The sequence below is a fragment of the Amycolatopsis sp. NPDC034160 genome (assembly GCF_055575355.1).
In genome coordinates this window covers 1,254-22,227 of sequence record NZ_JBVISU010000039.1, presented here as the reverse complement: position 1 = coordinate 22,227, position 20,974 = coordinate 1,254, and the positions used below count along the sequence as shown (strand labels likewise).

The following is a 20,974-nucleotide window of genomic DNA, read 5'->3' as shown; positions in this document are numbered from 1 at the left end:
ACCGGACAAGAGGTGCACATGTCGAAAATTTCCGAGATCGATACCTGGCTCCGGGAGAATTTCTCCGTCTTGCTGGACAAGCACCAGGTTCCCGGTGCCGCGATCGCGGTGTTCGCCGACGGTGAGGTCGTCGAGCACGCGGCGGGTGTCGTGAACACGGGCACCGGGGTGGAGTCCACAACGGACTCGGTGTTCCAGATCGGGTCGATCACCAAGATCTGGACGATCACGCTGATCATGCAGCTGGTCGACGAGGGCCTGGTAGAACTCGACCGGCCGGTGCGCGACTACCTGCCCGAGTTCCAGGTCGCCGACGAGGAGGCCGCGGCCACGATCACCGTCCGGCAGCTGGCGTGTCACACGGGCGGGTTCGAAGGCGACGTCTTCGCCGACACGGGGACCGGCGAGGACGCGGTGGCGAAGCTCATCCCGTTGCTGTCGGACGTGCCGCAGCTGTTCCCGCCGGGGGAGCGGTTCTCCTACAGCAACGCCGGCTACTGCGTGCTCGGCCGCATCGTCGAGGTGCTGCGAGGCCAGTGCTGGGACGACTGCGTGCGCGAACGGCTGATCGGCCCGCTCGGCCTGACCCATGCCGGCTGCGGGGCCGAGGACGCCATCCGCCATCGCGCCGCGGTCGGCCACCTCCTGCCGGAGTCAGGCGGCGAGCCGGTGCCCACGAAGGTCTGGTCGCTCGCCCGCTCCAACGCACCCGCCGGTGCGACGCTGGTCATGCGCCCACGCGATCTGCTGACCTTCGCCCGCATGCACCTGAACGACGGTAAGGCGGACAACGGCGTCCAGGTACTGTCGCCGGAGTCGGTGCGCGCGATGCGCGAGCCGCAGGTCGCCGTGCCCGAGCTCGGCATCATGGGCGCGCACTGGGGCCTCGGCTGGGTGGACTTCGGCTGGCAGGGCGGCACGGTGGTCGGCCACGACGGCGGCACGATCGGCCAGTCGGCCTTCCTGCGGGTCGCGGTGGAGCGCGACGTCGCGTTCGCGTTGCTGACCAACGGAGGCGCCACGCTGAAGGTCTACCACGAGATCGCCACCGAGCTGATGCGCGAACTCGCCGGGATCACGGTCCCACCGCTGCCCGAACCGGATCCCGCACTGTCCCCGGCCGATCTTTCCCGGTACGTGGGGGAGTACTCGTCGAGGGTGGTCTCGACCGTCGTCACCGCCGAGGGCGGACGGCTCTGGCTGCGGCGCACCCCGAAGGGGGAGTTCGCCGAACTCGACGAGCCCTCGGGCACGGTCGAGTTGCTGCCGTGGCACGGCGAAACCTTCGTCGCCGTCATTCCGGAAGTTCCCGGCGCCTACGTGGCTCACGAGTTCGTCGGCGACGACGGCACCGGCCGGGCCCGGTTCCTCCACACCGGACGCGCGGACCGGCGGGTGGCGAAGTGAGCGACATCCGCGAACGGATCGAGGCCGTGTTCGCCGCCGCGGGGGCCGAAGGGTCGCTGCACGCGCGGGAAGTCGGCGTGCCGGACGGTGCCGAAGTGTCGGTCGGCGGCGACGATCAGGTGGTCCTGGCCTCGGTGTTCAAGATCCCGATCGCGCTCGCCTATGCCCGTGAGGTGGTGGCCGGAAGGCTCGACGAGACCGAATACACGAAGGTGACCGCCCGGTACCGGATCGGCGGCATCGGCACCGCGGGCTGCGCCGACGACGTCGAGATGACCTGGCGCGACCTGGCCTGGTTCATGCTCACGATGAGCGACAACGCGGCGACCGACCTGATCTGGAACCGGATCGGCCAGGAGACGATCTGCCGGGTGGTCGCCGACCTCGGGCTGACCCGCACCCGGCTGATCGGCTCCTGCGAAGACTCGTCCCGGATCGGGATCACCGAACTCGGCGGGACCGACCTCGCCGAAATCGACGCCCTGCTGGCCGAAGCCACCGAAGAACAGCTGCGGAACCTGTCGATGTGCGACCCGGAAAGGGAAACCTCGTCGACACCGCGCGAGACGACCGAACTGCTCGACGCGATCTGGATGGACAGGGCGGGCGAACCCGAAGCCTGCGAACGCGTCCGGGCGATCATGGCCCAGCAGATCTGGCCGCACCGGCTGTCCTCCGCATTCCCCTCCGGTGTGCGGATAGCCGCGAAAACCGGGACGCTGCCGGGCATCCGCAACGAAGCGGGAGTGGTGACCTTGCCCGAGGGCCGCCGGTTCGCGGTCGCGGTGTTCACGCGCGCCCATTCTTTCGACGATCGCCTTCCCGGGGTCGACGCGTCCATCGGCGCCACCGCCCGGTTGGCAGTCGACCACCTTCTCGCCGAAAACGCGACACCGTAGGAGAACTCCCATGAAAACTGCTCGGCACACCGCCGTGACGGCAGTCGCGGTGGCTTTGACCGTGAGCGCGTGCGGGGCACCGGCGCCTTCCGGGGCGGACCCGACGGCGAACCGGAAACTGGCCGACGGCAAGACGTTCACCTATGCCGTCGGTTCGGATCCGGGGACGCTCGACCCGGCGCTCACCGTGCTCTCGATAGCCGGCGAGATCGGCCGCTACCTCTATGACGGGCTGCTCGGCATGGACGGCAAGGGGCAGCCCGAGGCCGGGCTCGCGGCGCAGTGGGAGGCCACCACGACCACCGCGTCCTTCACCCTGCGCAAGGGCATCACGTGTCCCGACGGGAGCCCGCTCACCGCGAAGGACGTCGCGGCGAACATCAACTTCATCGGCGACCCGGCGAACAAGTCGCCGATCGCGGGCAACACGGTGCAGGTGGGCACGAAGGCGGTCGCCGACGATTCCGCGGGCACGGTGCAGGTCACCAGCGGGGCACCGGACGCGTTCCTGCTCCGCAACGTCGGCAACGTCCCGATCGTCTGCGCGAAGGGCCTCGCCGACCGCAAGACGCTGGCCAAGGGCGAGAACGGCACCGGCATGTTCACCGTGTCCGAGATCGTCCCGAACGACCACTACACGCTGACCCGGCGCAAGGACTACACCTGGGGTCCGGGAACCTTCGATCCCCGGCAGAAGGGCCTGCCGGACAAGGTGGTCATCCGGGTCATCCCGAACACGACGACCGTCACGAACCTGCTGCTGTCCGGCGAACTCAACGCCGCCCAGGTGATCGGGCCGGACCAGCAGCGGCTGCGGGCGCGCGGGTTGTTCCACGCCGACACGACCGTGGCGTTCGGCGAGTTGTGGTTCAACCAGGCGCCCGGCCGCTTCGGCGCGGACCAGGCGATGCGCCGCGCGCTGATACAGGCACTCGACCTCACCCCGGTCGCCAAGGTGCTGACCCGGGACGCCGGTGCCCCGGTCCGGGGCTTGATCACCATGGAACCCCCGGTGTGCACCGGCGACTCCGCCACCGGGCACATCCCCGGCTTCGACCTCGCCGCCGCCAAGGCCGCACTCGAGGCGACAGGCTGGAAACCGGGCCCGGACGGCATCCGGATGAAGGACGGCAAGCGCCTCGCGTTGACCGCCATCTACGGCACCCAGATCGGCTCGACCATGGCACCGGCCGCCGAGCTGATGCAGCGGGGCTGGAAGGAGGCAGGCGTCGACGTCACGCTCAAGGGCCTGGACAGCCCGGCGACCAGCCAGACGCTGTTCGCCACCGGCGACTGGGACCTCTCGATGGCACCGGTCAGCCTGAATCTGCCGAGCCAGCTGATCCCGTTCGTGTCCGGCAGCCGTCCCCCGGAGGGCACGAACTTCGCGCACATCGACAATCCGCGCTACGACGCGCTGGTCGCCAAAGCGGCCACCCAGGTCGGGGCCGCGGGCTGCCCGGACTGGCTGGCCGCGGAGACGGCGCTGTTCGAACGCCAGGACGTCGCACAGTTCGCGAACTCGGTGCTCCCGACCTTCGGGAACAAGGCGAGCTTCGAGATCTCGAACACCTTCCTCCAACCCTCGTCGATCCGGATGTATGGCTGATGACCGGCGTGGTCGCCTAGAACCAAGAGTGTTTTAGGTACCTACGACGGGGTGAGCCCGGTAGCGGCCGGTCCGTAAAGGACTCCTTGAGGGACTCTGGGTCCTTCAAAGTTCCCTTCACCCGTCCCGGAAGGCCATCATGTACTGGACGAGAGGGCGGCGGCGGTGGGCCGTCGGTCCAGGTGGTCGTGAGTGGCGATTCGGGTTAGAACCCGAATCGCCACTCACGACCTGGGCGCCCGCAACCCTGGCACGATCGGGTTAATCTGGTCGGTCCGATGTGGTCCGTCTCTTCCGAGAAAACTCTTGACACTCAAGGGAATTCTCGCATTTCCCACCAAGGAGGGGTGCCACGCGGTCCGCGGCCGTAGGTTGCATTCTCCCGCGACCGGTGCGACGGTTCGCCGACAGCTGACCGGCCCGGTGTCCACACCGGTGCCGGAGCCGTCACCGCTCCGGACCGTGGCGGGGTACCTCAGGAACCCGTCCCGTCAGGAGCTTCATCATGGACAACGCCGACTTGGCGGATTTGTCGATTGCCCTGGATACACGACGTTTCCGTACCGGCCACCTGACTCGGTCGGTGCGGTTCTACCTCGACGTGGGTTGCGAAGCCCGCCGGTCAGGTCACGGGTGGGTGCAGCTGCGCAATGGCGATGCCCTGTTCGTGCTCGAACAAGGCGACCCCAACGCTCATTCAGACGGCAGTGCCCCCGCATTGAGCGCCGGCAATCTTCTGCATCTGTGCCGCCGTCTCTGGGCGGCAGGCATCGACACCAGCCCGATCAGTTATCCGGACTGCGCGCCCGGCGGCCGGATCACCACGCGTGACCCGGATCTGCGGCAAGTCTCCATCAGCCAAGCGGAGAGCTGATTCGGCCCTGAACCGTCGCTGGTTGACCACAACTTGTCCGGCATCCACCAGGGAATCTCCAGTCGGCGTGGAACTACCGTTATCCCTGGGTTCCGATCACAACGGCACCGCCAGGATGTACGCGAGTCCGTCCGACCACAGTCAGCTCTATCTCGAATCCGGGGGAGTCCTGGTACTCAAGGCCACGCGGACCAAGGCGAACGAAGGAAACAGCTCCGCCGATCCGTATCTGCCGATTCACTACATCTCGGGCGCGATCCACGCCAAGCAGCAGGTCACCGCGACGGACCAGTTCCCGAACTGGGAGGTTCGGGGCGAATGGCAGGCTCCGTCGGCGCGGAGCACCTGGCCGGCGTTCTGGCTCACCGGTGCCACGAGCTGGCCGCCGGAGAGCGACATCCTCGAATTCAAAGGGGACAGCCGGGACTGGTTCAACACCTCCAAGAACGGCTCCGGTGCCTGGCCCAACTCGCTGGTGAACGTGAGCAACCCGGGCGGATGGCATGGCTACCGGAGCTGGATCACCAAGGTGAACGCGACCGATGTGGACATCCACTACTACCTCGACGGGAAGTGGGTCGCCCGGCACGCGGCGCGAACTTCGTCGGCAAGCCGATGTGGCTGATCATCCATCAACCTGCAGATGGAAGGCTCATCAGGGTCGCCGCGTCCGACGGCACCCAGCTACTACCGTGCCCGCAATGTCTACGTCGGACGCGACCGGGTCTGACCGCCACTTCGGTGCTCAGAGGCGGGCACTGTCGCGCACAGCACGACCCGGCTCACCGGCTCGACCGTTTCCGGCGGAGATTTCCCTTGACCCGCTTAGCTTTACGGGTGACCGGATCGAGCAGGTCGGGCGTCCCGAACCGGTGTTGTTTTCGCGATGAGACTTCGGCGGGCTTTGCCGGTGGCGGGGCTTGGGCCGGTTCGGATTCCGCCTCCGCCGAGGCGGTCTCTTCAGGTTCCGGCCACTTGGGGGCCGCGGATTCGATCCGCGGCCCCGCCTGGACCGGCACAGCATCGGGGTCGGTGACCGGCGCCGCGGCGGCGGGCTGTGTTCCGGCGAGGTTCGGCCGGGGCGTCGGCGACTGAGGCTTGCCGGGAGCCTGAACCCCGCCTCGCCGGGAAACCCGCCTGCGCCCGGCGCCGAGGATCATCTCCGGGGTGACCGCCGGGATCATGAGCGGTGTGTGCGCGGTATCGGCGTTCGGCACCGCCGGTTCGCGAGCCACGGGATACCGGGCGAGGGCGTCCGCTGCCGGAGTTCGGGCTTGGCCCTCTGTTCGGGGCCGGACCCGGGCGAGTCCGTAGACGCCCAGAAGGCCGGATAGTCCGATCAGACCCCACAACGCCGCCGTCATCGCCTTCCTCCCTTTCCTCGTGCCGCTGGAAACCGGATGACCGGTGAGCCGTCTTCTAATCCGAAAAGCCCCGTGTGGGTGACACGTCAGGGTGATGCGGGTGTGGGCGGGCTCCGCGCGGGTACGCAGAAGCCGTCCGATCATCTGCCACCGAGGGAAGGTTCATCAAATGCGCCACAGGGCAGCGAAATTCATTTCCGTATGCGCGGTGCCCGTAGCCATCGCCTTGGCCGGGACGGTTCCGGCCGAGGCGGTGCCCGCGACCGCGGTCGCGACACACGCAGGGCAGCAGGCCGACAACGACCCGAACGACCCGAACGACAGGAACGACAGGAACGACTCCGACGGGGACAACGGTCTATGGGGCCTGTTGGGCCTGCTCGGCCTCCTGGGCCTTGCCGGGCTGGTCCGCCGTGAGCCGAAACCGGGCGCGATGACGGGATATCCGGCCGCGGCTCCCGGGACGCCGCCGGCGAACACCTATCCGCCCGCCGAACCACGACGGAACCCGCCGGGTGCTTGATCACCGTTGCGGGCGCCGGGTGGGTGGGACGGGTGTCACACGATGGGGTCGTGACGATCTTCTCAGCACGGGGTCTTAGTGGTGTGGAAGTAAGGATGGAACGAGCGTGAACTTCCATCGAGACCGCAAGAACCGACCCGAGGAGAGTCATGACGAATTCGACTGCCACCAAGGCCCCCAGCCAGTCGGCCCAGGTCGAGAAGACCGGTACGGGCGCGTTGGAGTCGAGCAAGGGCGCCACCACCATCGCCGACACCGTCGTGGCGAAGGTCGCCGGACTGGCCACTCGGGAGATCTCCGGGGTTTACGACCTGGGTGGCGGTGCGGCCCGGGCGTTCAGCGCGATCCGTGAGCGCATCCCCGGCGCCACGGCCTCGGCGAGCCAGGGTGTGTCGGTCGAGGTCGGCGAGAAGCAGGCCGCGGTCGACCTGCAGATCCTCGTCGAATACGGCGTGTCCATCGCCGACCTGTCCCGCGCGGTGCGCCGGAACGTCATCGGCGCGGTCGAGCAGATCACGGGGCTCGAGGTCGTCGAGGTCAACATCAACGTGTCCGACGTGCACATCCCGGGCGACGACGAGGACGAGGACGCCAAGAGCGACACCGGCCGCGTCCAGTGACCCGCGGCGTCGAGATCGACGCCGACCGCATCGCCGCCGCTGTGCAGGCCCAACCCCATGTCGCGGGCCTGCACAGCGGCCGGTTCGGCGAGATCGCCACCCTCCTGCGTGGCCGCCGGATCCCGGGGATCCGCATCCGCGACGACGAGATCACCATCGGTGTCACCGGCCGCTATCCGGCGACCGCCGTCGAGATCAGTGACGACGTCCGCGCGGCGGTGGGGCCGGTCGGCCTCCCGGTACACGTGCGGATCGGCGATATCGCCTCCGCACCAGCCAAGGAGAAAGCATGAATTCCACGCATCTCGGCCTGCTCACCGGCCTCGCTCTCGGACTCGCGGCCGCTTTCGGCGGGTTCAGCGCCTTCATCGTCGTTCTGGTCCTCGGCGCCGTCGGACTGCTGGTGGGCCGGGTCCTCGACGGCAAGCTCGACCTTTCGCAACTCACCGGCCGCGACAGGGGCTGACCAGATGACCGCCACCCTGTCGAGCGCGCCCCTCGAAACGGCTCCCGCCGACGCCGGAGACCGGGGCATCCTCACCATTTCCGACAGCACGGTGCAACGGATCGCGGCGCACGCGGTGACCGAGGTCGACGGTGTCGGCGGTGCCGCGAGCCGGGTCCTCGGTGTCGCTGTCGGTGGCGAAGACATCGACAACAGCGCCAAGGTCACCGCGAAAGTCAGCGGTGGTACCGTCAGCCTCGATGTCAGGATCTCCGTCAGCTATCCGATGTCGGTCTCGCGCACCACGGAGAACGCCCGCCGCCATGTGATGCGCCGCGTCGAAGAGTTCACCGGTCTCACGGTGTCACAGGTGGACATCACCGTCACGGCGCTGCACACCGCCACCGCCGAAACCAGGAGGGTCCAGTGAAACGCCGCCCACGCCGCAGCATTCCCGCGACTCTCACCGCGATCGTCCTGCTCGCCGCTTGCGCCCTCGTGGCGGTCGTCGCGGTCCAGATGCTTCTTGGCGAACCGCCCTGGATCCGCTACGACACCGTCGCCGGCACCCTGCACGATCTGCGCTGGAGTGACCTCGCGACGGCCGTCATCGGCGGCGTCGCGGTGCTCCTCGGGGTGATCCTGTTCTTGGCGGCGGTGCTGCCGGGCAGGCTCACCGTCCTGCCGCTGCAAGGCGATCTGGACTCCGGAGCCTCGCGTCGAAGCTACCGCTCCACCCTTCGCGCCGCGGCCGCCACAGTGGACGGTGTGTCCAGCGCGACGGTGAAACTCAAGTCCCGCAAGGTTTCCGCGAGAGTGAGCACCGGGCGGGCGACCACCGATGGTCTGGCCGAAGCCGTTCGCGGCGCGATCGCGCACCGGCTCGACCAGATCGACCCCGCCCTCCGCCCGACCGTCAAGGTCAAGGTCCGCAGTGCCAGGAGCGCGTCATGACCAGCCTGAACCGTCCCGCCCGGCTCAATCGCACGTTGCTCGCCCTGTTCGGTCTCGTCCTGATCGCGGCCGGTGCCTTCACCTTGCTGACCCATTTCGGCACGCTCACCGTCGTGCGACCGGAATCCGCGTTGGTGGCCGGTACCGGGCAGCCGCCCACCTGGGCGCTCTACGTCGCCGCCGCGGTCGCGGTCGTGCTGGGCCTGCTCTTGCTGCGGTGGCTCATCGCGCAGCTGACCCGAAAGCCCAAGACCCATACCTGGCGCTTCGAGACCGACCCTGCCGCAGGCCGCACCGAACTGGCCGCGGGCGCCGCGATCGAGCCGTTCGTCGCCGAGGTCTCGAACTATCCCGGCGTCCACGCCGCGCACGCGACGCTCGCGGGCACCCGTCACGCACCGGCCGTCGCGCTGGTGATCAGTGCCGAACAGGACGGCGACGTCACCGAAATCCGCCGCCGGATCGACACCGACGGCCTCCCGCGACTGCGGCAGGCACTCGACCTCGACACCCTGCCGGTGACCGTGGAGTTCCGCTTCTCCGCCAAGACGGGCGCCCGCGCCCTCTAGCCGTTCCTTTCGTCAGGCGGTGGCCTGTTCCGTGGATATCCCGCGGGTGGTGATCACGCGGGCGCTGCCGTCGGCGAGCCGGTAGGACAGACCGGCGATGGCGGTTTCGCCGGCTTCGATCTTGTCGGCGAGGAGCCGGGACCGGTCGATGAGAAGGTCGACGGTCTGGCGGATGTGTTCGGCGATGATGTCGTCGTCTTCGGTGAGTCCGGCGGCGCGGGCGGCGAGCACGCTGGGGGTGACGCGTTCGATGACGTCGCGGACGAAACCATTGGTGCCGAGGCCATCGGCGAGGGCGGTGCGGGTGGCGGCGACCGCGCCGCAGGAGTCGTGGCCCAGGACCACGATCAGCGGGCAGTCCAGCACGCTGACGGCGTATTCGATGCTGCCCAGCACTTCCGCCCCGGCGACGTGGCCGGCGGTGCGGACGACGAAGAGGTCTCCCAGACCGCGGTCGAAGATGATTTCGGCGGCCAGTCGTGAGTCCGAGCACCCGAAGAGGGTGGCGAAGGGACGTTGTCCTGGTGCGGTTTGGGCGCGCCGGGTGGCGTCCTGGTTCGGGTGCTCGGGGGTGCCGGCGACGAACCGCCGGTTTCCGGCGAGCAACAGGTCGAAAGCCTCGGAGGGGGTCAGGTGCGCGTCGATCATGGGGCACAGGATAACCGGTCGAGAACCGGCGAATCGGACACGAAGCGGGTCGCGTCGCGCAGGTCACAAGACGTGCCAGGTGGTCGAGGTGTCGGGCTGGTCGTGGATGGTGAGGAGGATGTGGTCGAACTGGGTGCGTTGTCCGGTGGGGCTGCCGCCGAGGGTGGTGATGGCGGCGGTGAGTTTTTCGGCGAGTGTCCGTAGCTTGGTGTTGGTTTCCTGGGAGCGCCATCGCAGGATGCGGAAGGCTGGGTGGTGGGCTGGACGGTGCCGGCGGACGGTGAGCGCCAGGGTGTTCCGCGGCGTTCGTGACGAAGAGTCGCCCGATGGCGTGAGCGACGTGCGAGCCGTATTCGCGTACTAACAGGTAGAGACCCAGATCCAGGCGCGCGTGGACGGCTCGCACACCGGTCGCTTCAAGCGCTCCCGCGCCGAACGGGTGTGTCACGGCGTGGCGGCGTTCTCGACGAACCTTCCCGGCAGCACGGGAATCGTTTCCGCTCCGTCGGGGTCGCCGTCCACCGGCCCGGAGGCACAACCCGACAACGACACCAAGCGGCTTTGAGCCGGCTCGACGCTCGTTCGTGGACAAGTATCAGCGGGATATGGCCGGGTACCGGCGCACGCGCAATGTCGGTGTCACAGCGACGCCGCACCGGGCCGTCCTCATTCGCCGTGGGGCTCTATATTCAGAAAGAACAGTCGACGGGGACCGGGCCAGGTGTCCGGAAGCTCGTCACGCCTTCCTGGAAGTCGAACCGCGTCGGCTGGTCTTCTCCCACGTACCGCAGCCGCTCATGCTGCACCACCGGCGGGACCCGTTCTTGCTGGTGTCGTAGAACAGCCAGCCGCAGCTGCCCTCGTGGCCGAGGCACTCTTTGATCCGGTCGAAGTCGGCGTTGATCGCCGTTTCCGCGGCGGAGCGGGCGACCGGCCAGAGAACGCAGTCGAGTTCTCCGCGAAGTGCCCAGCTCCAGTCCAAGCCGGTGGGGGTCGAGACCAGGGCGGCGTGTCGCATCGCCTCGGCGTATACCTGCTGGAGATGGGTGAGCGCCGGGCCGGGCGGTTCGTCGCCCTGGGCGATGGCGGCGAAAACGGCGTAAATGGCCTCGCGTAGTCGTTTGGCGCGCGAAAGGGTGCCCCGGGCGGCCTCGGGGTCACGTCGGACGCGTTTGCGCAGGAGACCCGCGCGGTTCGTCCCGATGGTTCCGGCGTCGGTGGACCACTCGATGAGGCTTGCGAAGTCCGTGAGGTAATCGTGAGTGTCCTTGTCGGCACGAGCCCGTCGAGGGCCCACGGTGTTGGCGAAATCGAGGCACACCAGGCCACCGATGTGTTCCAGCGGTTCAGGCATCACGATCCTTCCGGAAGCACTGTGGCCCTTCCGGGCGGTTACGTGAGCGTCGTGGCAGGGCCGCCAGTGTGGCGAGGGCGAGCAGGGTGGCGATCGTGAAGGCGGTGGGAAGCCCGGCGTTGTCGACGACGCGCCCGAGCACCGCAGGGCCCACCACGGCGCCGAGGGTGATGAAGACGACCACCACGCTGAAGCCGCGGGTGGGCTGGTCCGGGAACACGAGCGAACTCCACACCGACAGCAGCGTGCCGCCGACCATGAAGCCGCAGCCGTAGAGCGCGGCGGAGGTCAGGGCGAATCCCCAGCCCGCGGGCGCCAGCCACAGAACGGCCGTCGAGAGGGAAAGGGCGATCTGTGCGGTCACGAAGATCGCACGAAGACCGTGGTGTCGCACGAAACGACCCGTGAACACGCCGATCGTTCCCGCGATCCCGATGACCGTCCACAGTGCCGGGGCAACGCGTTCGTTTCCGCCGTTGGCCGTCGCGACCGCGACTCCGGCGAACGACCAGTAGGCCGCACCGATGAGCCCGGATGACGTGGCTGCCACGAACAAGGGCCACGCGCCCCGCCTGCCGACCAGTTCACGCCACTGAACCGTCGCATGTGGTTGTGCGCGTTTCACCGGCGCGGACGGCAGTGCGCGGATGTTCCAAGCCATCACGAGGAACGCGACCACCGCGGCGCCGAGCCAGACCAGCCTCCATCGAGAGTCCGTGGCGAAGAAAGCGGCCGGGCCGGCGAGCACGACCCCGAAGGTCGTGCCAGTGCTGATCATCGACAGCGCGTGTGTCCGCCCACTGGGTTTCACGGTCTCTTGGACGACGTCGGAATACGGCGTCCAGACCCACCCCGGTGCCATTCCGGACACCGCGACCCCGGCAGCCAGGACCCACATGTCGGGAGCGACGGCGATGAGCAGCATCCCGGTACCGGCGCAGCCCAGCCCGATCCCGATCGGCAACCGCGGCGACCTCCGGCCCGCCCACCATCCCACGACACAGAGCGCGACCAACTCGCCCAGATAACCGATGCTGGTCACGGCTCCGAGCGCGCCGGTGGAACCGCCGAATTCGGCTTGGAAGCGTGGCAGGAAGAGACCGAATCCGTAGCGGCCGAAGCCGTAGGTGACCGCGAGTGTCGCCAGCCCGGACAGACCGGGAAGCCAGGGACTCGCCCGGCCGCCTTCCGCGTCCTGGGTCGTGGTGGCTGCTGCTCCGGTGTGCATGCTGTCCGTCTACCCCGGAAAGCATCACTTATGCACCGTCTATCAGGGTTTCACTGGATAAGGCTAACAAGGGCAGGGGAGTGAGGAGAAAAGCCGTCATACATGCTGGTCGATTGTATTTGACTTGCGTGTTCTCGGTCGAACTTGCCACTTACACCGGCAATCATCGTTACGGTGGTAAGTGGTCTGGTCGCCCTTTTCGGAAGCAGCGCAGGTGAGGATGCTCGGATGTCGTCTCGCGCACATGCCATCGATCCGGCGCGCCTTGCTCAGTGGTGCAGGGAGCATCTCGGCAGCCCTCCGGCGGACGAGATCTTCAGCTCCGGGCATCTCTCCACCGTCATCGGGCTCCGGCTGGCCGACGACCGTGAGGTCGTGGTCAAGGTTCGTCCGGACATGCCCCGGACAGCGGCTTGCGTCGACGTCCAGCGCCGGATGTTCCAGGCTGGGTATCCGTGCCCCCAGCCGCTCACCGGCGCAGAGCCTCTCGGGGAGGATGTCGCGACCGCTGAGACCTACGTCCCCGGCGGCGCCATGCTCCCGGGCGCGGACGACGCGGCCCGGGTCTTCGCTGAGGCGTTCGCGCGGCTGATCAGGCTCGCCCCACCGCCGGCCGAGGTGTCCACGCTCGAACCGGCACCGTCGTGGGCGGCGTGGGACCACGCCGAGGACGGACTGTGGCCATGTCCGGAGAATCAAGAAGCCGACCTCAACGCGGTCGCCGGTCCGGAGTGGATCGACGATGCCGGGCGCAGTGCCCGTGACCGGCTGCGAGACGGCGAGTCCGAGGCTGTGATCGGCCACTGCGACTGGCTTGCCGGCAACCTGCGCTGGAGCGGAGACACGCTGTTGGTGGTGCATGACTGGGACAGCATGACCGTGGATGGCGAAGCCGTTCTCGTCGGCTTTGCCGCCGCGCTGTATTCGACCGGCAGCGTGGACGAGCTGGCGACCGTCGAGGACACTGAGCGGTTCCTCGACGCGTATTGCCAAGCTCGTGGCCGGGTATTCAGCGCCGACGAACGTGAGCGGTCGTGGGCGGCCGGTGTCTGGACCAGGGCCTACGACGCGAAGTATCAAGCCGTGGCCGGGCTGCCCATCACCTCGCTGTCCGAGAGTGAGGCCCGCGAGCGCCTGCGTCGCAGCGGGACCATTTCGCGGAGATCATGAGCGGACCCTTGCGTGGCCCCGGTTATCCGGCCGTGCTCGATCGGGAGCCAGCACAGGTCTTGCCTAGTTAATATTAACAAGTCAACAATGTGGTACGGTGAGGTCGTGGACGACGGACTCGCAGACTCGCTGCACCGCGTGGTCATGCTGATGGGCGAAGCGACCCGGCGGCGCACCGACGACCCCGACGGTTTGACCTACAGCCAGATACGGCTTCTGGGTACGCTTGAGGACATCGAGCCGACGACGCAGCATCGGCTCGCTCAGGCGCTGTCGGTGTCCGATCCGGCGATCAGCCGGGCCTTGCGGCCACTCGAAGCGGACGGCCTGGTGCGGATCACCGTCGACCCCGAACACGCGCGGCGACGGCTGGTCCGCCTCACCGATCTCGGCCGGAAAGCCTTCCATGCCGCCGGAAAACCGCTCTACGACGAGTTCCGCGAGGCGCTCGTCGCGGCAGGCTTTCCTTATGAGCGCTACCTCGAAGACACTGTCCGGCTGGCCGAAATCCTCGCGTCCGACTGAGGGCGTCCGGACAGCGAGTGGGCCGACCTGTTCCAGATCGACTTCGGCGCCGTCGGGTCCTCGCGCGTCTCTGCTACGAAGGTGCTTCGAGAGATTTCAAGAAGGAACGCCATCTGGTAAGTTCGACTTTGATTGTCGGCTGGTTTTCCGCGCGATCTTTGCTGTCGCGCACCAAGACGTGATCGCTCAAAAATTTTACTTCTACGCAGCTGCCTGCCGCGTTCGAATAGCTACTTTTGAACCAGTCTCCCTGAGTTGTCGTTGACGGCGGAAGTTGAGCGTCGTTCAATCTAGTTCCCTGGCGTATTGGCGGATCATTTCCAGTGATTGCTGTTCGTCCATGGCTTGGCCGAATGCGTCACTGTAGGTCAATGTCAGATCGCGGATTTGTGTCGGGTCGTCGATGATATCGTATTTTGTGACCGTCTCTTGCCATGCGACAGTCGGTAACCTCGGGTTTTCGAAATCGATCATGTGTACGGTGGACGCACCGAAGAGCCCACATGCTTTCGCGGTGAAGGGGATAATGCGAACTCTGATGGTTTCGGAATGCTCTTCGATCATGTTCGCGAGGTAGTCGAGCTGGTCGCGCAAAATAGCCGGGCCGCCAATCCGCTGTCGCAGCGCGGCTTCGCTGATAATGGCCGTGACATGGAGTGGATTTTCGCCCCCGAGTCGCTGCTGCCTATGGAGCCGGACGTCGACGCGCTGATCGACCTCGACTTGGCGAACGACGACAGCCGGTGTCATGATCGCCCTTGCGTAGTCCGCGGTCTGTAGTAGTCCGGGAATGATCAGGCTTTCGTAATCGCGGACACCCTGGGCGCCCAGTTCAAGGCCGAACATGCGTTGAATCTCGTTGCCGAGGAAGCTGGTGTATTTGGTCCACCAGCCTCGCTCTTTGGCAAGGTGTCTCAAATCAAGCAACTCCTGCCGCTCGCTGTCGTCCAACTCGAGAAGCGTCAAGAGTTTTTTCAGGCTCTCTTCGGACAGGATCTTGCGTTCGTTTTCCACGGCGGACCAGTAGTTGCGTGAGAAGCCCAGCGTGGCGGTGATGGTCTTGACGTCGATGTTCAGTTGATCGCGACGTTCGCGGAGTCGAAGGGCGAGCTCCCATGCCGCGACCACGGGAGATGTCGGCTGTGACACTTCCCCTCCCCTCCGGTCGTCACCTTCGTGCATGAGCTGGTTCACGTGCATGGTTACGGTAACCACACGATAGACCGGTCACTGTAGCGGGGAAGTGTAACCCCACTCTAACGTTCTCAGCGACCTGGCAAGCTGACCGCCCAGTCAAGCTGCATGTCGTGGTTACAAGGGCCCATCGAGAGTCCAGTCCGACGCTCCGCGACCGGGACCCCGCGCCTGGCTTTCTGGCGGTGTGCCGCCACATCGATGCCGTACGCCAACGGGGAGGAACCAGATGTCAACTCCTGGTCGATATGGGCCCGATGCCCATCCTGAGCCGTCCATCACCGGCCGCCGCTCACTGTCGACGGGTTCGCCTCCCCGCGCTGAGGCTGTCATGGCGAGCGATGATCCGCAGTCGCCGACGACGCTGAGTTTCGACGTGAGTGACGCTGTGGCGCTGGAGGCGGTCGGTCAGGCCGCGGCCCACTGCACCATCGTCGCGGTCGACATCGAGGGCTTCGGGCAGCATCACCGCAGCAACGCGAACCGAGTGCGCATACGCCGCGGTCTCTACAAGGTGATGCGGGCGGCCTTCGAAGGCGCCGGAATTCCGTGGCTTTCGTGTCACCGCGAAGACCGTGGTGACGGCATCTTGATCCTCTCTCGTGCTGAGACGCCGAAGGGCCTGTTCGTCGACCGTCTTCCCTGTAATCTCGCGCTGGAGTTGTCCAGGCACAATTCGACTCATCCGTATGAAGAACAGATGCGCCTTCGGCTTGTCCTGCATGCGGGGGAGATCAACTACGATGACTACGGAGTCACGGGCTACTCGATCATCCACGCGTTCCGGCTCCTCGACGCGTCATCGCTCAAGGTGGCGCTCGCGGACAGCTCCGCGGTTCTGGCCATCGTCGGGTCCGAGTGGTTTTTCGATGAGGTGATCCAGCACAGCGAATTCAGTCACGCGGCGTCGTATTCGCCGCTGGAGGTCAAAGGCAAGGAGGCGGAAACGCGTGGGTGGGTGCTTCTTGTCAGAACCTCCGCCGCGCCTCGCAGTCCGAACCTGGGTTCGCGAGTCCCGCGTCATGGGGCTTGTCCTCGGCCGGATCGCCGGGGCCCGAGGCGATAGGTGAGCGGGACAGCCGGAGCGTTTTCCTTGCTCCGTCAGCCGTTCAGTGCGGCCTCGTACTCCTTTGCCTGGTCCGGAGTGAGGAACCGCGACACCCGCACCAGCACCGAGCCCTTCATGTAGTCGTACTCGCCGACCATAGGCAGGTTCTTCGACACCGACTGGATGAAGTCCATCCGCGTCTTCGCGCCGTCCTCGTCCGCGAACACCTCGACCGACCCGCCGCGCTCCACGGAATCCGCGCCCAGGTACTCGACGTCGGCTGTCTTGACCCGCGAGTCACCGAACGCCGTCTTCGACGTGTAGCCGTTCGGTCGGCCCAACAGGTGGTTCGGGTCGTCCTCGGCGGTGTATGCCTTGATCGGCTTCAGTGTGGCGATCTTTTCGCCGAGCGTCTTCGTGACGTCTTCCGCGGTCTTCGGGGCACTGCTCCCGGCGGTGGCCGTGGCGGAACCGATCGCCGACGGCGAGCCACCGCCGCACGCGGCCAACGAGAGCGCGGCCAGCGCGACGGAAGCGGCGGCCACGATACGACGGATGGTCACGAACTCCTCCAGCATGACGATGGTCTACGTCGGTATGTCCCGCGAACCTGATCTTTCGTTACCGGTCGAGGCCGCATCGTGACTCTTGCGCTGCCAGGCGGGATTCGTCCTGCGCCCGATTCGCTCGTGGTCAGTGCCCGGTCGACCTTTTTTGTGCGATGCGTGAGCCTCTGTGCGCTATTCATGCTGACGGCCGTTATAGCCCGCGACTGGAAAGAAGAATGTCCTGTGCGGCAGATCCGTGCTCCATTGCGCGTTCTATAGTCGCTGTCATGTCTAACCTGGAGCGATCGGCGATGCGGGTGGCCGATTCCGACCGTGAGCGGATGGCACAACTCCTTTACGAGGCCATGGGGGCGGGGCGGCTCACCGCCGCCGAAGTGGAAAGCAGGCTCGATCTCGTCTACGCGGCCAAGACTTTCGCCGATTTCGAGCCGATCATCGCGGACCTTCCGGCCGCTTCCCCCGCCCGCCCGGTGCACCCGGATGACGGCGTACAGGGGCCGCGGCGGTCGGTTGCGGTCATGTCCGGAGTCGCGCGGCGGTTCGACGGGGTGTTGCCCGCGGAACACGTCAGCCGTGCGTTCTGGGGGAGTGTCCGCCTCGACCTGCGTCACGCGGAATTCGTCGACGGACTCTGCACGATCAAGGCCAGGGCGATCATGGGCGGGATCAAGATCGTGGTCCCCGAGGACGTTGTCGTCGATGTCCGTGGTGTCGGGCTCATGGGCGGGTTCGGGGGCGGCCGGAGGCCGGCGGGACAGCGATCGCTGGTGGGTACGCCGATTCTGCGGGTCACCGGGTTCGCCTGGTGGGGTTCGGTGAAGGTGATCCGCAAATCCCGGGAGTCTCCGCGGAAGAGCAGGCGCGAGCACCGATCGTCCCGCCGAGCGCGTCGATGAGCGCCGCCTCGACGTGGCTGAGGCAACGCCCGTTGGACAATCTCGGCATTGTGCCGACAGTTGGTCAGAACCCATCAGCGGTCGCGTCATAACGGGCTTCGATATATCCCGCGCTTGACAGGTTCGCGGATGGTGAAGCACCCGCCCGTGACAAGTGTTTCGAATCGTTCTACAGGTCTCGTCTTTTCTCTTGCCTGGCCTGTGCTTCGGGTGTGTTAATTCCGTATGGCATGCCGGTAGCGCGTCCGAAAATCGTTGGGGGGACGGGCGGCAGAGGCTTTTTTGTGTCGTTGTTTCCGTGGGCTTTGAGTGAGCACTGGGAGAGTGACCTGTGAAGCACAGAAGACGTAATCGAAGACTGACCGGAGTGATGGCCGTGGCGACCACGGCGGCGCTGGTGGCGTTGGGTCTCGTGGCCGGTTCGGGTGCCAGTGTCGCGGCACCCGGTGAGCTCACGCAGACCTATTCGTGCCCGTTCCCGTTGATCGGCAATCAGAACGTTTCGGTGACGATCAAGACCACCCAGCCTTCGACGATCGAGGCGGGAAAGCTGACTCCCGCGATCGAGATCGCGGCCGTGTCCAATGCGGGCAAGACCGCGACGGACGGCCTTCGCCTCGTCGGCGCGGAAACCATCCAGGGCATCGCGAAGGCGACTTCGACCGTGACGATGCCCGGCAATCAGGGCGCGTTGACGGTGAAGGTCGACGCGGACGTGCCGAATCAGCCCCTTCCGGCGGCGGGCAACGACCTCGTCGTCAACGCCAAGGGCAGCGCGCCCGCGTTGAGATTCGATCAGCCGGGAACCGCGACCCTGGCGGTGAACGGTCTCCAGCTGGTGATGACCCCGCTCAAGGCCGACGGCACCCTGACCGGTCTCGGCACTTTCACTTCGGACTGCGTCCTGTCGGAAGGGGCCGCGACCGTCCTGCAGACCTATACGGTGACCGGCTCGCCGGTCACCCCGGAAACCGTTGTGGGCGTGGGAAACCATCCGCCGCTCCGTCAGGTCTACAGCTGTCCGTTCCCGCTGATCGGCAACCAGGACGTGGCGGTCGACATCAACGCCACGCTGCCCGACACGATCACGGCGGGCCAGTTCACCCCGAAGATCGACATCACCGCGGTGTCCAACGCGGGCAAGACGGCGACCGAGGGACTTCGGCTCGTCGGCGCCGAAACCATCAAGGGATCGGCGCTGGCCACCTCGCTGGTTTCCAGCCCGCAAGGCCACCTGGCCGTCGGTGTGCCGACCGCTGTCCCGCTGCAGCCGATTCCGGCCAAGGGCAACGATCTGATCATCAACGCGAGCGGGGCCGCGCCGTCGTTGCGGTTCGACCAGCCGGGGACGGCGACCTTGTCGGTGCACGATCTGGTGCTGACCATGACCCCGCTGACGGCTACCGGCGCGGAGACCGGCCTCGGTACGTTCGTCGCGGACTGCACGCCCGCGAACGGGCAGGCCAACGTCCTGCACACCTTCACCATCACGTCCGCGCCCGATACCACCGCGCCTTCGGCTCCGGGCGCGGTGACGGTCGGTGAAGTCACGCAGAACAGCGTCGGGTTGTCCTGGGGCGCCGCCACCGACAATGTCGCCGTGACCGGATACGACGTCTACGAGGGCACCAACCTCGTCAAGGCCGTGACCGGCACCTCGGCCACGATCGACGGTCTCGCGCCGGACAAGGACTACAGCTTCACGGTCAAGGCCAGGGACGCGGCGGGCAATGTCTCCCCGGCCACCGCGCCGGTGACGGCTCACACCGCGAAGGCTCCGGACACGCAGGCGCCGACGGCGCCCGCGAATCCCCGCTCGACCGGGACCACGCAGACCAGTGTGACGCTGGCGTGGGACGCCTCGAGTGACAACGTCGGTGTCACCGGTTACGACGTGCTCCGGGGTGGCGAGGTGGTCAAGACGGTCACGGACACGAGCGCCACGATCGAGGGGCTGAGCGCCGATACCGAGTATTCGTTCACAGTGGTGGCGAAGGACGCCGCCGGGAACAAGTCACCCGTCAGTTCCGCGGTGGCCGCTCGAACGCAGGCCGCGCCGGACACGCAGGCTCCGGGGGTGCCGGGCAATCTTCACTCGACCGGCACAGCCGCGGCCAGCGTCGGATTGGCCTGGGATGCTTCGACCGACAACGTGGGTGTGGCCGGCTACGACGTCTACAACGGCACGGCCTTGGTGAAGTCGGTGACCGAAACCAGTGCCACGGTCGACGGTCTGACCGCCGACACCGACTACACCTTCACGGTCGTCGCCAAGGACGCGGCCGGGAACAAGTCCCAGCCCAGCGCACCGGTGACCGTCCGGACGGCCACTGTCCCGGACACCGAAGCGCCGAGTGTTCCGGCAGGCCTCGCCGCGGCGGATGTCGGCCAGTCCAGCGTCAAGCTGTCCTGGTCGGCATCCAGCGACAACGTGGGTGTCGTCGGCTACGACGTCTACAACGGCGCGACCCTGGTGAAGACGGTCACGGAGACCTCCGCGACGGTCGATGGCCTCGCGCCGGACACGGAGTACTCGTTCACGGTGGTCGCGAAGGACGCCGCGGGCAACGCGTCGGCCGCCAGTGCCGCGGTGACCGTCCGGACGCAGGCCGCACCGGACACGCAGGCTCCCGCGGCGCCGGGCGATCCGCGCTCCACCGGAACCACGCAAACCAGTGTGGCCCTCGAGTGGAACGCCTCGACGGACAACGTGGGTGTCACCGGGTACGACGTCTACCAGGGTGCTTCGCTGGTCAAATCGGTCAGTGGCACCACCGTGACCGTGGACGGCTTGGCAGCGGACACGGAGTACTCGTTCACGGTGGTCGCGAAGGACGCCGCGGGCAACAAGTCGGCCCCGAGCGCCGCGGTGACCGTGCGGACGCAGGCCGCGCCCGACACGGTGGCCCCGGGGGTCCCGGGCAATCCGCGCTCCACCGGCACGACCGAAACCACCGTCGCACTGGCCTGGGATGCCGCGAGCGACAACGTGGGTGTCACCGGGTACGACGTCTACCAGGGTGCTTCGCTGGTCAAATCGGTCAGTGGCACCACCGTGACCGTGGACGGCTTGGCAGC

At 67.0% G+C, this 20,974-nt stretch carries 24 protein-coding genes; 17 read left to right on the top strand and 7 right to left on the bottom strand.

Going from position 1 to position 20,974, the window contains the following annotated elements; translation table 11 throughout:
• Positions 1-18: 18 nt before the first annotated feature.
• From ACZ54P_RS39900 to ACZ54P_RS39880, 5 genes are all read left to right on the top strand, one after another.
• Positions 19-1,407: a serine hydrolase gene (locus tag ACZ54P_RS39900; RefSeq protein WP_465466814.1), complete on the top strand. Its 1,389-nt coding sequence runs from the start codon at positions 19-21 to the stop codon at positions 1,405-1,407.
• Positions 1,404-2,306, top strand: coding sequence for a serine hydrolase (locus ACZ54P_RS39895; RefSeq protein WP_465466813.1), 903 nt, complete (start codon positions 1,404-1,406; stop codon positions 2,304-2,306). The genes ACZ54P_RS39900 and ACZ54P_RS39895 overlap by 4 nt, the downstream gene beginning before the upstream one ends.
• Positions 2,307-2,316: 10 nt before the next feature.
• Positions 2,317-3,915, top strand: coding sequence for an ABC transporter substrate-binding protein (locus ACZ54P_RS39890; RefSeq protein ID WP_465466812.1), 1,599 nt, complete (start codon positions 2,317-2,319; stop codon positions 3,913-3,915).
• Positions 3,916-4,420: 505 nt separating this feature from the next.
• On the top strand, positions 4,421-4,789 hold the full coding sequence (locus ACZ54P_RS39885) for a VOC family protein (RefSeq protein ID WP_465466811.1): 369 nt from the start codon (positions 4,421-4,423) through the stop codon (positions 4,787-4,789).
• A 67-nt stretch (positions 4,790-4,856) separates the two neighbouring features.
• A complete protein-coding gene (locus ACZ54P_RS39880; RefSeq protein ID WP_465466810.1) occupies positions 4,857-5,414 on the top strand; it encodes a hypothetical protein in 558 nt (185 codons plus the stop codon).
• A gap of 157 nt (positions 5,415-5,571) precedes the next feature.
• Here the strand turns inward: ACZ54P_RS39880 and ACZ54P_RS39875 are convergent, their stop codons facing one another.
• Positions 5,572-6,153: a hypothetical protein gene (locus ACZ54P_RS39875; protein ID WP_465466809.1), complete on the bottom strand. Its 582-nt coding sequence runs from the start codon at positions 6,151-6,153 to the stop codon at positions 5,572-5,574.
• A gap of 208 nt (positions 6,154-6,361) precedes the next feature.
• Between ACZ54P_RS39875 and ACZ54P_RS39870 the strand changes: the two genes are divergently transcribed.
• The 7 genes from ACZ54P_RS39870 (at position 6,362) to amaP (ending at position 9,264) form a co-directional block, all read left to right on the top strand.
• Complete coding sequence (locus ACZ54P_RS39870; RefSeq protein WP_465466808.1) at positions 6,362-6,676, top strand: WGxxGxxG family protein; 315 nt, start codon at positions 6,362-6,364, stop codon at positions 6,674-6,676.
• 149 nt (positions 6,677-6,825) lie between these two features.
• The gene (locus ACZ54P_RS39865; protein ID WP_465466807.1) at positions 6,826-7,296 is read left to right on the top strand and encodes an Asp23/Gls24 family envelope stress response protein; all 471 of its coding nucleotides are present in this window, start codon (positions 6,826-6,828) and stop codon (positions 7,294-7,296) included.
• Entirely contained in the window at positions 7,293-7,589 is a 297-nt protein-coding gene (locus ACZ54P_RS39860; protein ID WP_465466806.1) for a hypothetical protein, read from the top strand. Before ACZ54P_RS39865 ends, ACZ54P_RS39860 begins: the two co-directional genes overlap by 4 nt.
• On the top strand, positions 7,586-7,762 hold the full coding sequence (locus tag ACZ54P_RS39855) for a hypothetical protein (RefSeq protein WP_465466805.1): 177 nt from the start codon (positions 7,586-7,588) through the stop codon (positions 7,760-7,762). The genes ACZ54P_RS39860 and ACZ54P_RS39855 overlap by 4 nt, the downstream gene beginning before the upstream one ends.
• Before the next feature lie 4 nt (positions 7,763-7,766).
• Entirely contained in the window at positions 7,767-8,171 is a 405-nt protein-coding gene (locus tag ACZ54P_RS39850; RefSeq protein WP_465466804.1) for an Asp23/Gls24 family envelope stress response protein, read from the top strand.
• Positions 8,168-8,695: a DUF6286 domain-containing protein gene (locus tag ACZ54P_RS39845; RefSeq protein ID WP_465466803.1), complete on the top strand. Its 528-nt coding sequence runs from the start codon at positions 8,168-8,170 to the stop codon at positions 8,693-8,695. Before ACZ54P_RS39850 ends, ACZ54P_RS39845 begins: the two co-directional genes overlap by 4 nt.
• Positions 8,692-9,264: an alkaline shock response membrane anchor protein AmaP gene (gene amaP / locus ACZ54P_RS39840; protein WP_465466802.1), complete on the top strand. Its 573-nt coding sequence runs from the start codon at positions 8,692-8,694 to the stop codon at positions 9,262-9,264. The genes ACZ54P_RS39845 and amaP overlap by 4 nt, the downstream gene beginning before the upstream one ends.
• 12 nt (positions 9,265-9,276) lie before the next feature.
• Here the strand turns inward: amaP and ACZ54P_RS39835 are convergent, their stop codons facing one another.
• The 3 genes from ACZ54P_RS39835 to ACZ54P_RS39825 all read right to left on the bottom strand — a co-directional run bounded on the left by ACZ54P_RS39835 (position 9,277) and on the right by ACZ54P_RS39825 (position 12,494).
• The gene (locus tag ACZ54P_RS39835) at positions 9,277-9,912 is read right to left on the bottom strand and encodes a carbonic anhydrase (protein ID WP_465466801.1); all 636 of its coding nucleotides are present in this window, start codon (positions 9,910-9,912) and stop codon (positions 9,277-9,279) included.
• Positions 9,913-10,648: 736 nt separating this feature from the next.
• On the bottom strand, positions 10,649-11,266 hold the full coding sequence (locus ACZ54P_RS39830) for a CGNR zinc finger domain-containing protein (protein WP_465466800.1): 618 nt from the start codon (positions 11,264-11,266) through the stop codon (positions 10,649-10,651).
• Positions 11,259-12,494: an MFS transporter gene (locus ACZ54P_RS39825; protein WP_465466799.1), complete on the bottom strand. Its 1,236-nt coding sequence runs from the start codon at positions 12,492-12,494 to the stop codon at positions 11,259-11,261. The genes ACZ54P_RS39830 and ACZ54P_RS39825 overlap by 8 nt, the downstream gene beginning before the upstream one ends.
• Positions 12,495-12,722: 228 nt before the next feature.
• On the opposite strand from ACZ54P_RS39825, the gene ACZ54P_RS39820 reads away from it, so the two are divergent.
• Positions 12,723-13,664, top strand: a complete 942-nt coding sequence (locus tag ACZ54P_RS39820; protein ID WP_465466798.1) for a phosphotransferase family protein — start codon at positions 12,723-12,725, stop codon at positions 13,662-13,664.
• Positions 13,665-13,769: 105 nt separating this feature from the next.
• Positions 13,770-14,189 carry a MarR family winged helix-turn-helix transcriptional regulator gene (locus tag ACZ54P_RS39815; protein WP_465466797.1) on the top strand — a complete coding sequence of 140 codons (420 nt, stop codon included), beginning with the start codon at positions 13,770-13,772 and terminating at the stop codon, positions 14,187-14,189.
• 73 nt (positions 14,190-14,262) lie between these two features.
• Here ACZ54P_RS39815 and ACZ54P_RS39810 read toward each other — a convergent pair whose 3' ends face one another.
• Positions 14,263-14,478, bottom strand: coding sequence for a DUF397 domain-containing protein (locus tag ACZ54P_RS39810; RefSeq protein WP_465466796.1), 216 nt, complete (start codon positions 14,476-14,478; stop codon positions 14,263-14,265).
• Positions 14,475-15,383: a Scr1 family TA system antitoxin-like transcriptional regulator gene (locus tag ACZ54P_RS39805; protein ID WP_465466795.1), complete on the bottom strand. Its 909-nt coding sequence runs from the start codon at positions 15,381-15,383 to the stop codon at positions 14,475-14,477. The genes ACZ54P_RS39810 and ACZ54P_RS39805 overlap by 4 nt, the downstream gene beginning before the upstream one ends.
• A gap of 331 nt (positions 15,384-15,714) precedes the next feature.
• On the opposite strand from ACZ54P_RS39805, the gene ACZ54P_RS39800 reads away from it, so the two are divergent.
• Positions 15,715-16,449 carry a hypothetical protein gene (locus ACZ54P_RS39800; RefSeq protein WP_465466794.1) on the top strand — a complete coding sequence of 245 codons (735 nt, stop codon included), beginning with the start codon at positions 15,715-15,717 and terminating at the stop codon, positions 16,447-16,449.
• 35 nt (positions 16,450-16,484) lie between these two features.
• Here ACZ54P_RS39800 and ACZ54P_RS39795 read toward each other — a convergent pair whose 3' ends face one another.
• A complete protein-coding gene (locus ACZ54P_RS39795) occupies positions 16,485-16,994 on the bottom strand; it encodes a hypothetical protein (protein ID WP_465466793.1) in 510 nt (169 codons plus the stop codon).
• A 272-nt stretch (positions 16,995-17,266) separates the two neighbouring features.
• Here ACZ54P_RS39795 and ACZ54P_RS39790 point away from each other — a divergent pair, with 272 nt between their 5' ends.
• Positions 17,267-17,896: a DUF1707 SHOCT-like domain-containing protein gene (locus ACZ54P_RS39790; protein WP_465466792.1), complete on the top strand. Its 630-nt coding sequence runs from the start codon at positions 17,267-17,269 to the stop codon at positions 17,894-17,896.
• A 370-nt stretch (positions 17,897-18,266) separates the two neighbouring features.
• Positions 18,267-20,974: fibronectin type III domain-containing protein (locus tag ACZ54P_RS39785; protein ID WP_465466791.1), on the top strand; the 2,708-nt coding region annotated here is incomplete at its 3' end.

Coding starts and splice junctions, on each gene's coding strand:
- ACZ54P_RS39900 (WP_465466814.1), top strand. CDS start 19: ATGTCGAAAATTTCCGAGATCGATACCTGGCTCCGGGAGAATTTCTCC.
- ACZ54P_RS39890 (WP_465466812.1), top strand. CDS start 2,317: ATGAAAACTGCTCGGCACACCGCCGTGACGGCAGTCGCGGTGGCTTTG.
- ACZ54P_RS39885 (WP_465466811.1), top strand. CDS start 4,421: ATGGACAACGCCGACTTGGCGGATTTGTCGATTGCCCTGGATACACGA.
- ACZ54P_RS39875 (WP_465466809.1), bottom strand. CDS start 6,153: ATGACGGCGGCGTTGTGGGGTCTGATCGGACTATCCGGCCTTCTGGGC.
- ACZ54P_RS39865 (WP_465466807.1), top strand. CDS start 6,826: ATGACGAATTCGACTGCCACCAAGGCCCCCAGCCAGTCGGCCCAGGTC.
- ACZ54P_RS39855 (WP_465466805.1), top strand. CDS start 7,586: ATGAATTCCACGCATCTCGGCCTGCTCACCGGCCTCGCTCTCGGACTC.
- ACZ54P_RS39850 (WP_465466804.1), top strand. CDS start 7,767: ATGACCGCCACCCTGTCGAGCGCGCCCCTCGAAACGGCTCCCGCCGAC.
- amaP (WP_465466802.1), top strand. CDS start 8,692: ATGACCAGCCTGAACCGTCCCGCCCGGCTCAATCGCACGTTGCTCGCC.
- ACZ54P_RS39835 (WP_465466801.1), bottom strand. CDS start 9,912: ATGATCGACGCGCACCTGACCCCCTCCGAGGCTTTCGACCTGTTGCTC.
- ACZ54P_RS39830 (WP_465466800.1), bottom strand. CDS start 11,266: ATGCCTGAACCGCTGGAACACATCGGTGGCCTGGTGTGCCTCGATTTC.
- ACZ54P_RS39825 (WP_465466799.1), bottom strand. CDS start 12,494: ATGCACACCGGAGCAGCAGCCACCACGACCCAGGACGCGGAAGGCGGC.
- ACZ54P_RS39820 (WP_465466798.1), top strand. CDS start 12,723: ATGTCGTCTCGCGCACATGCCATCGATCCGGCGCGCCTTGCTCAGTGG.
- ACZ54P_RS39800 (WP_465466794.1), top strand. CDS start 15,715: ATGGCGAGCGATGATCCGCAGTCGCCGACGACGCTGAGTTTCGACGTG.
- ACZ54P_RS39790 (WP_465466792.1), top strand. CDS start 17,267: ATGTCTAACCTGGAGCGATCGGCGATGCGGGTGGCCGATTCCGACCGT.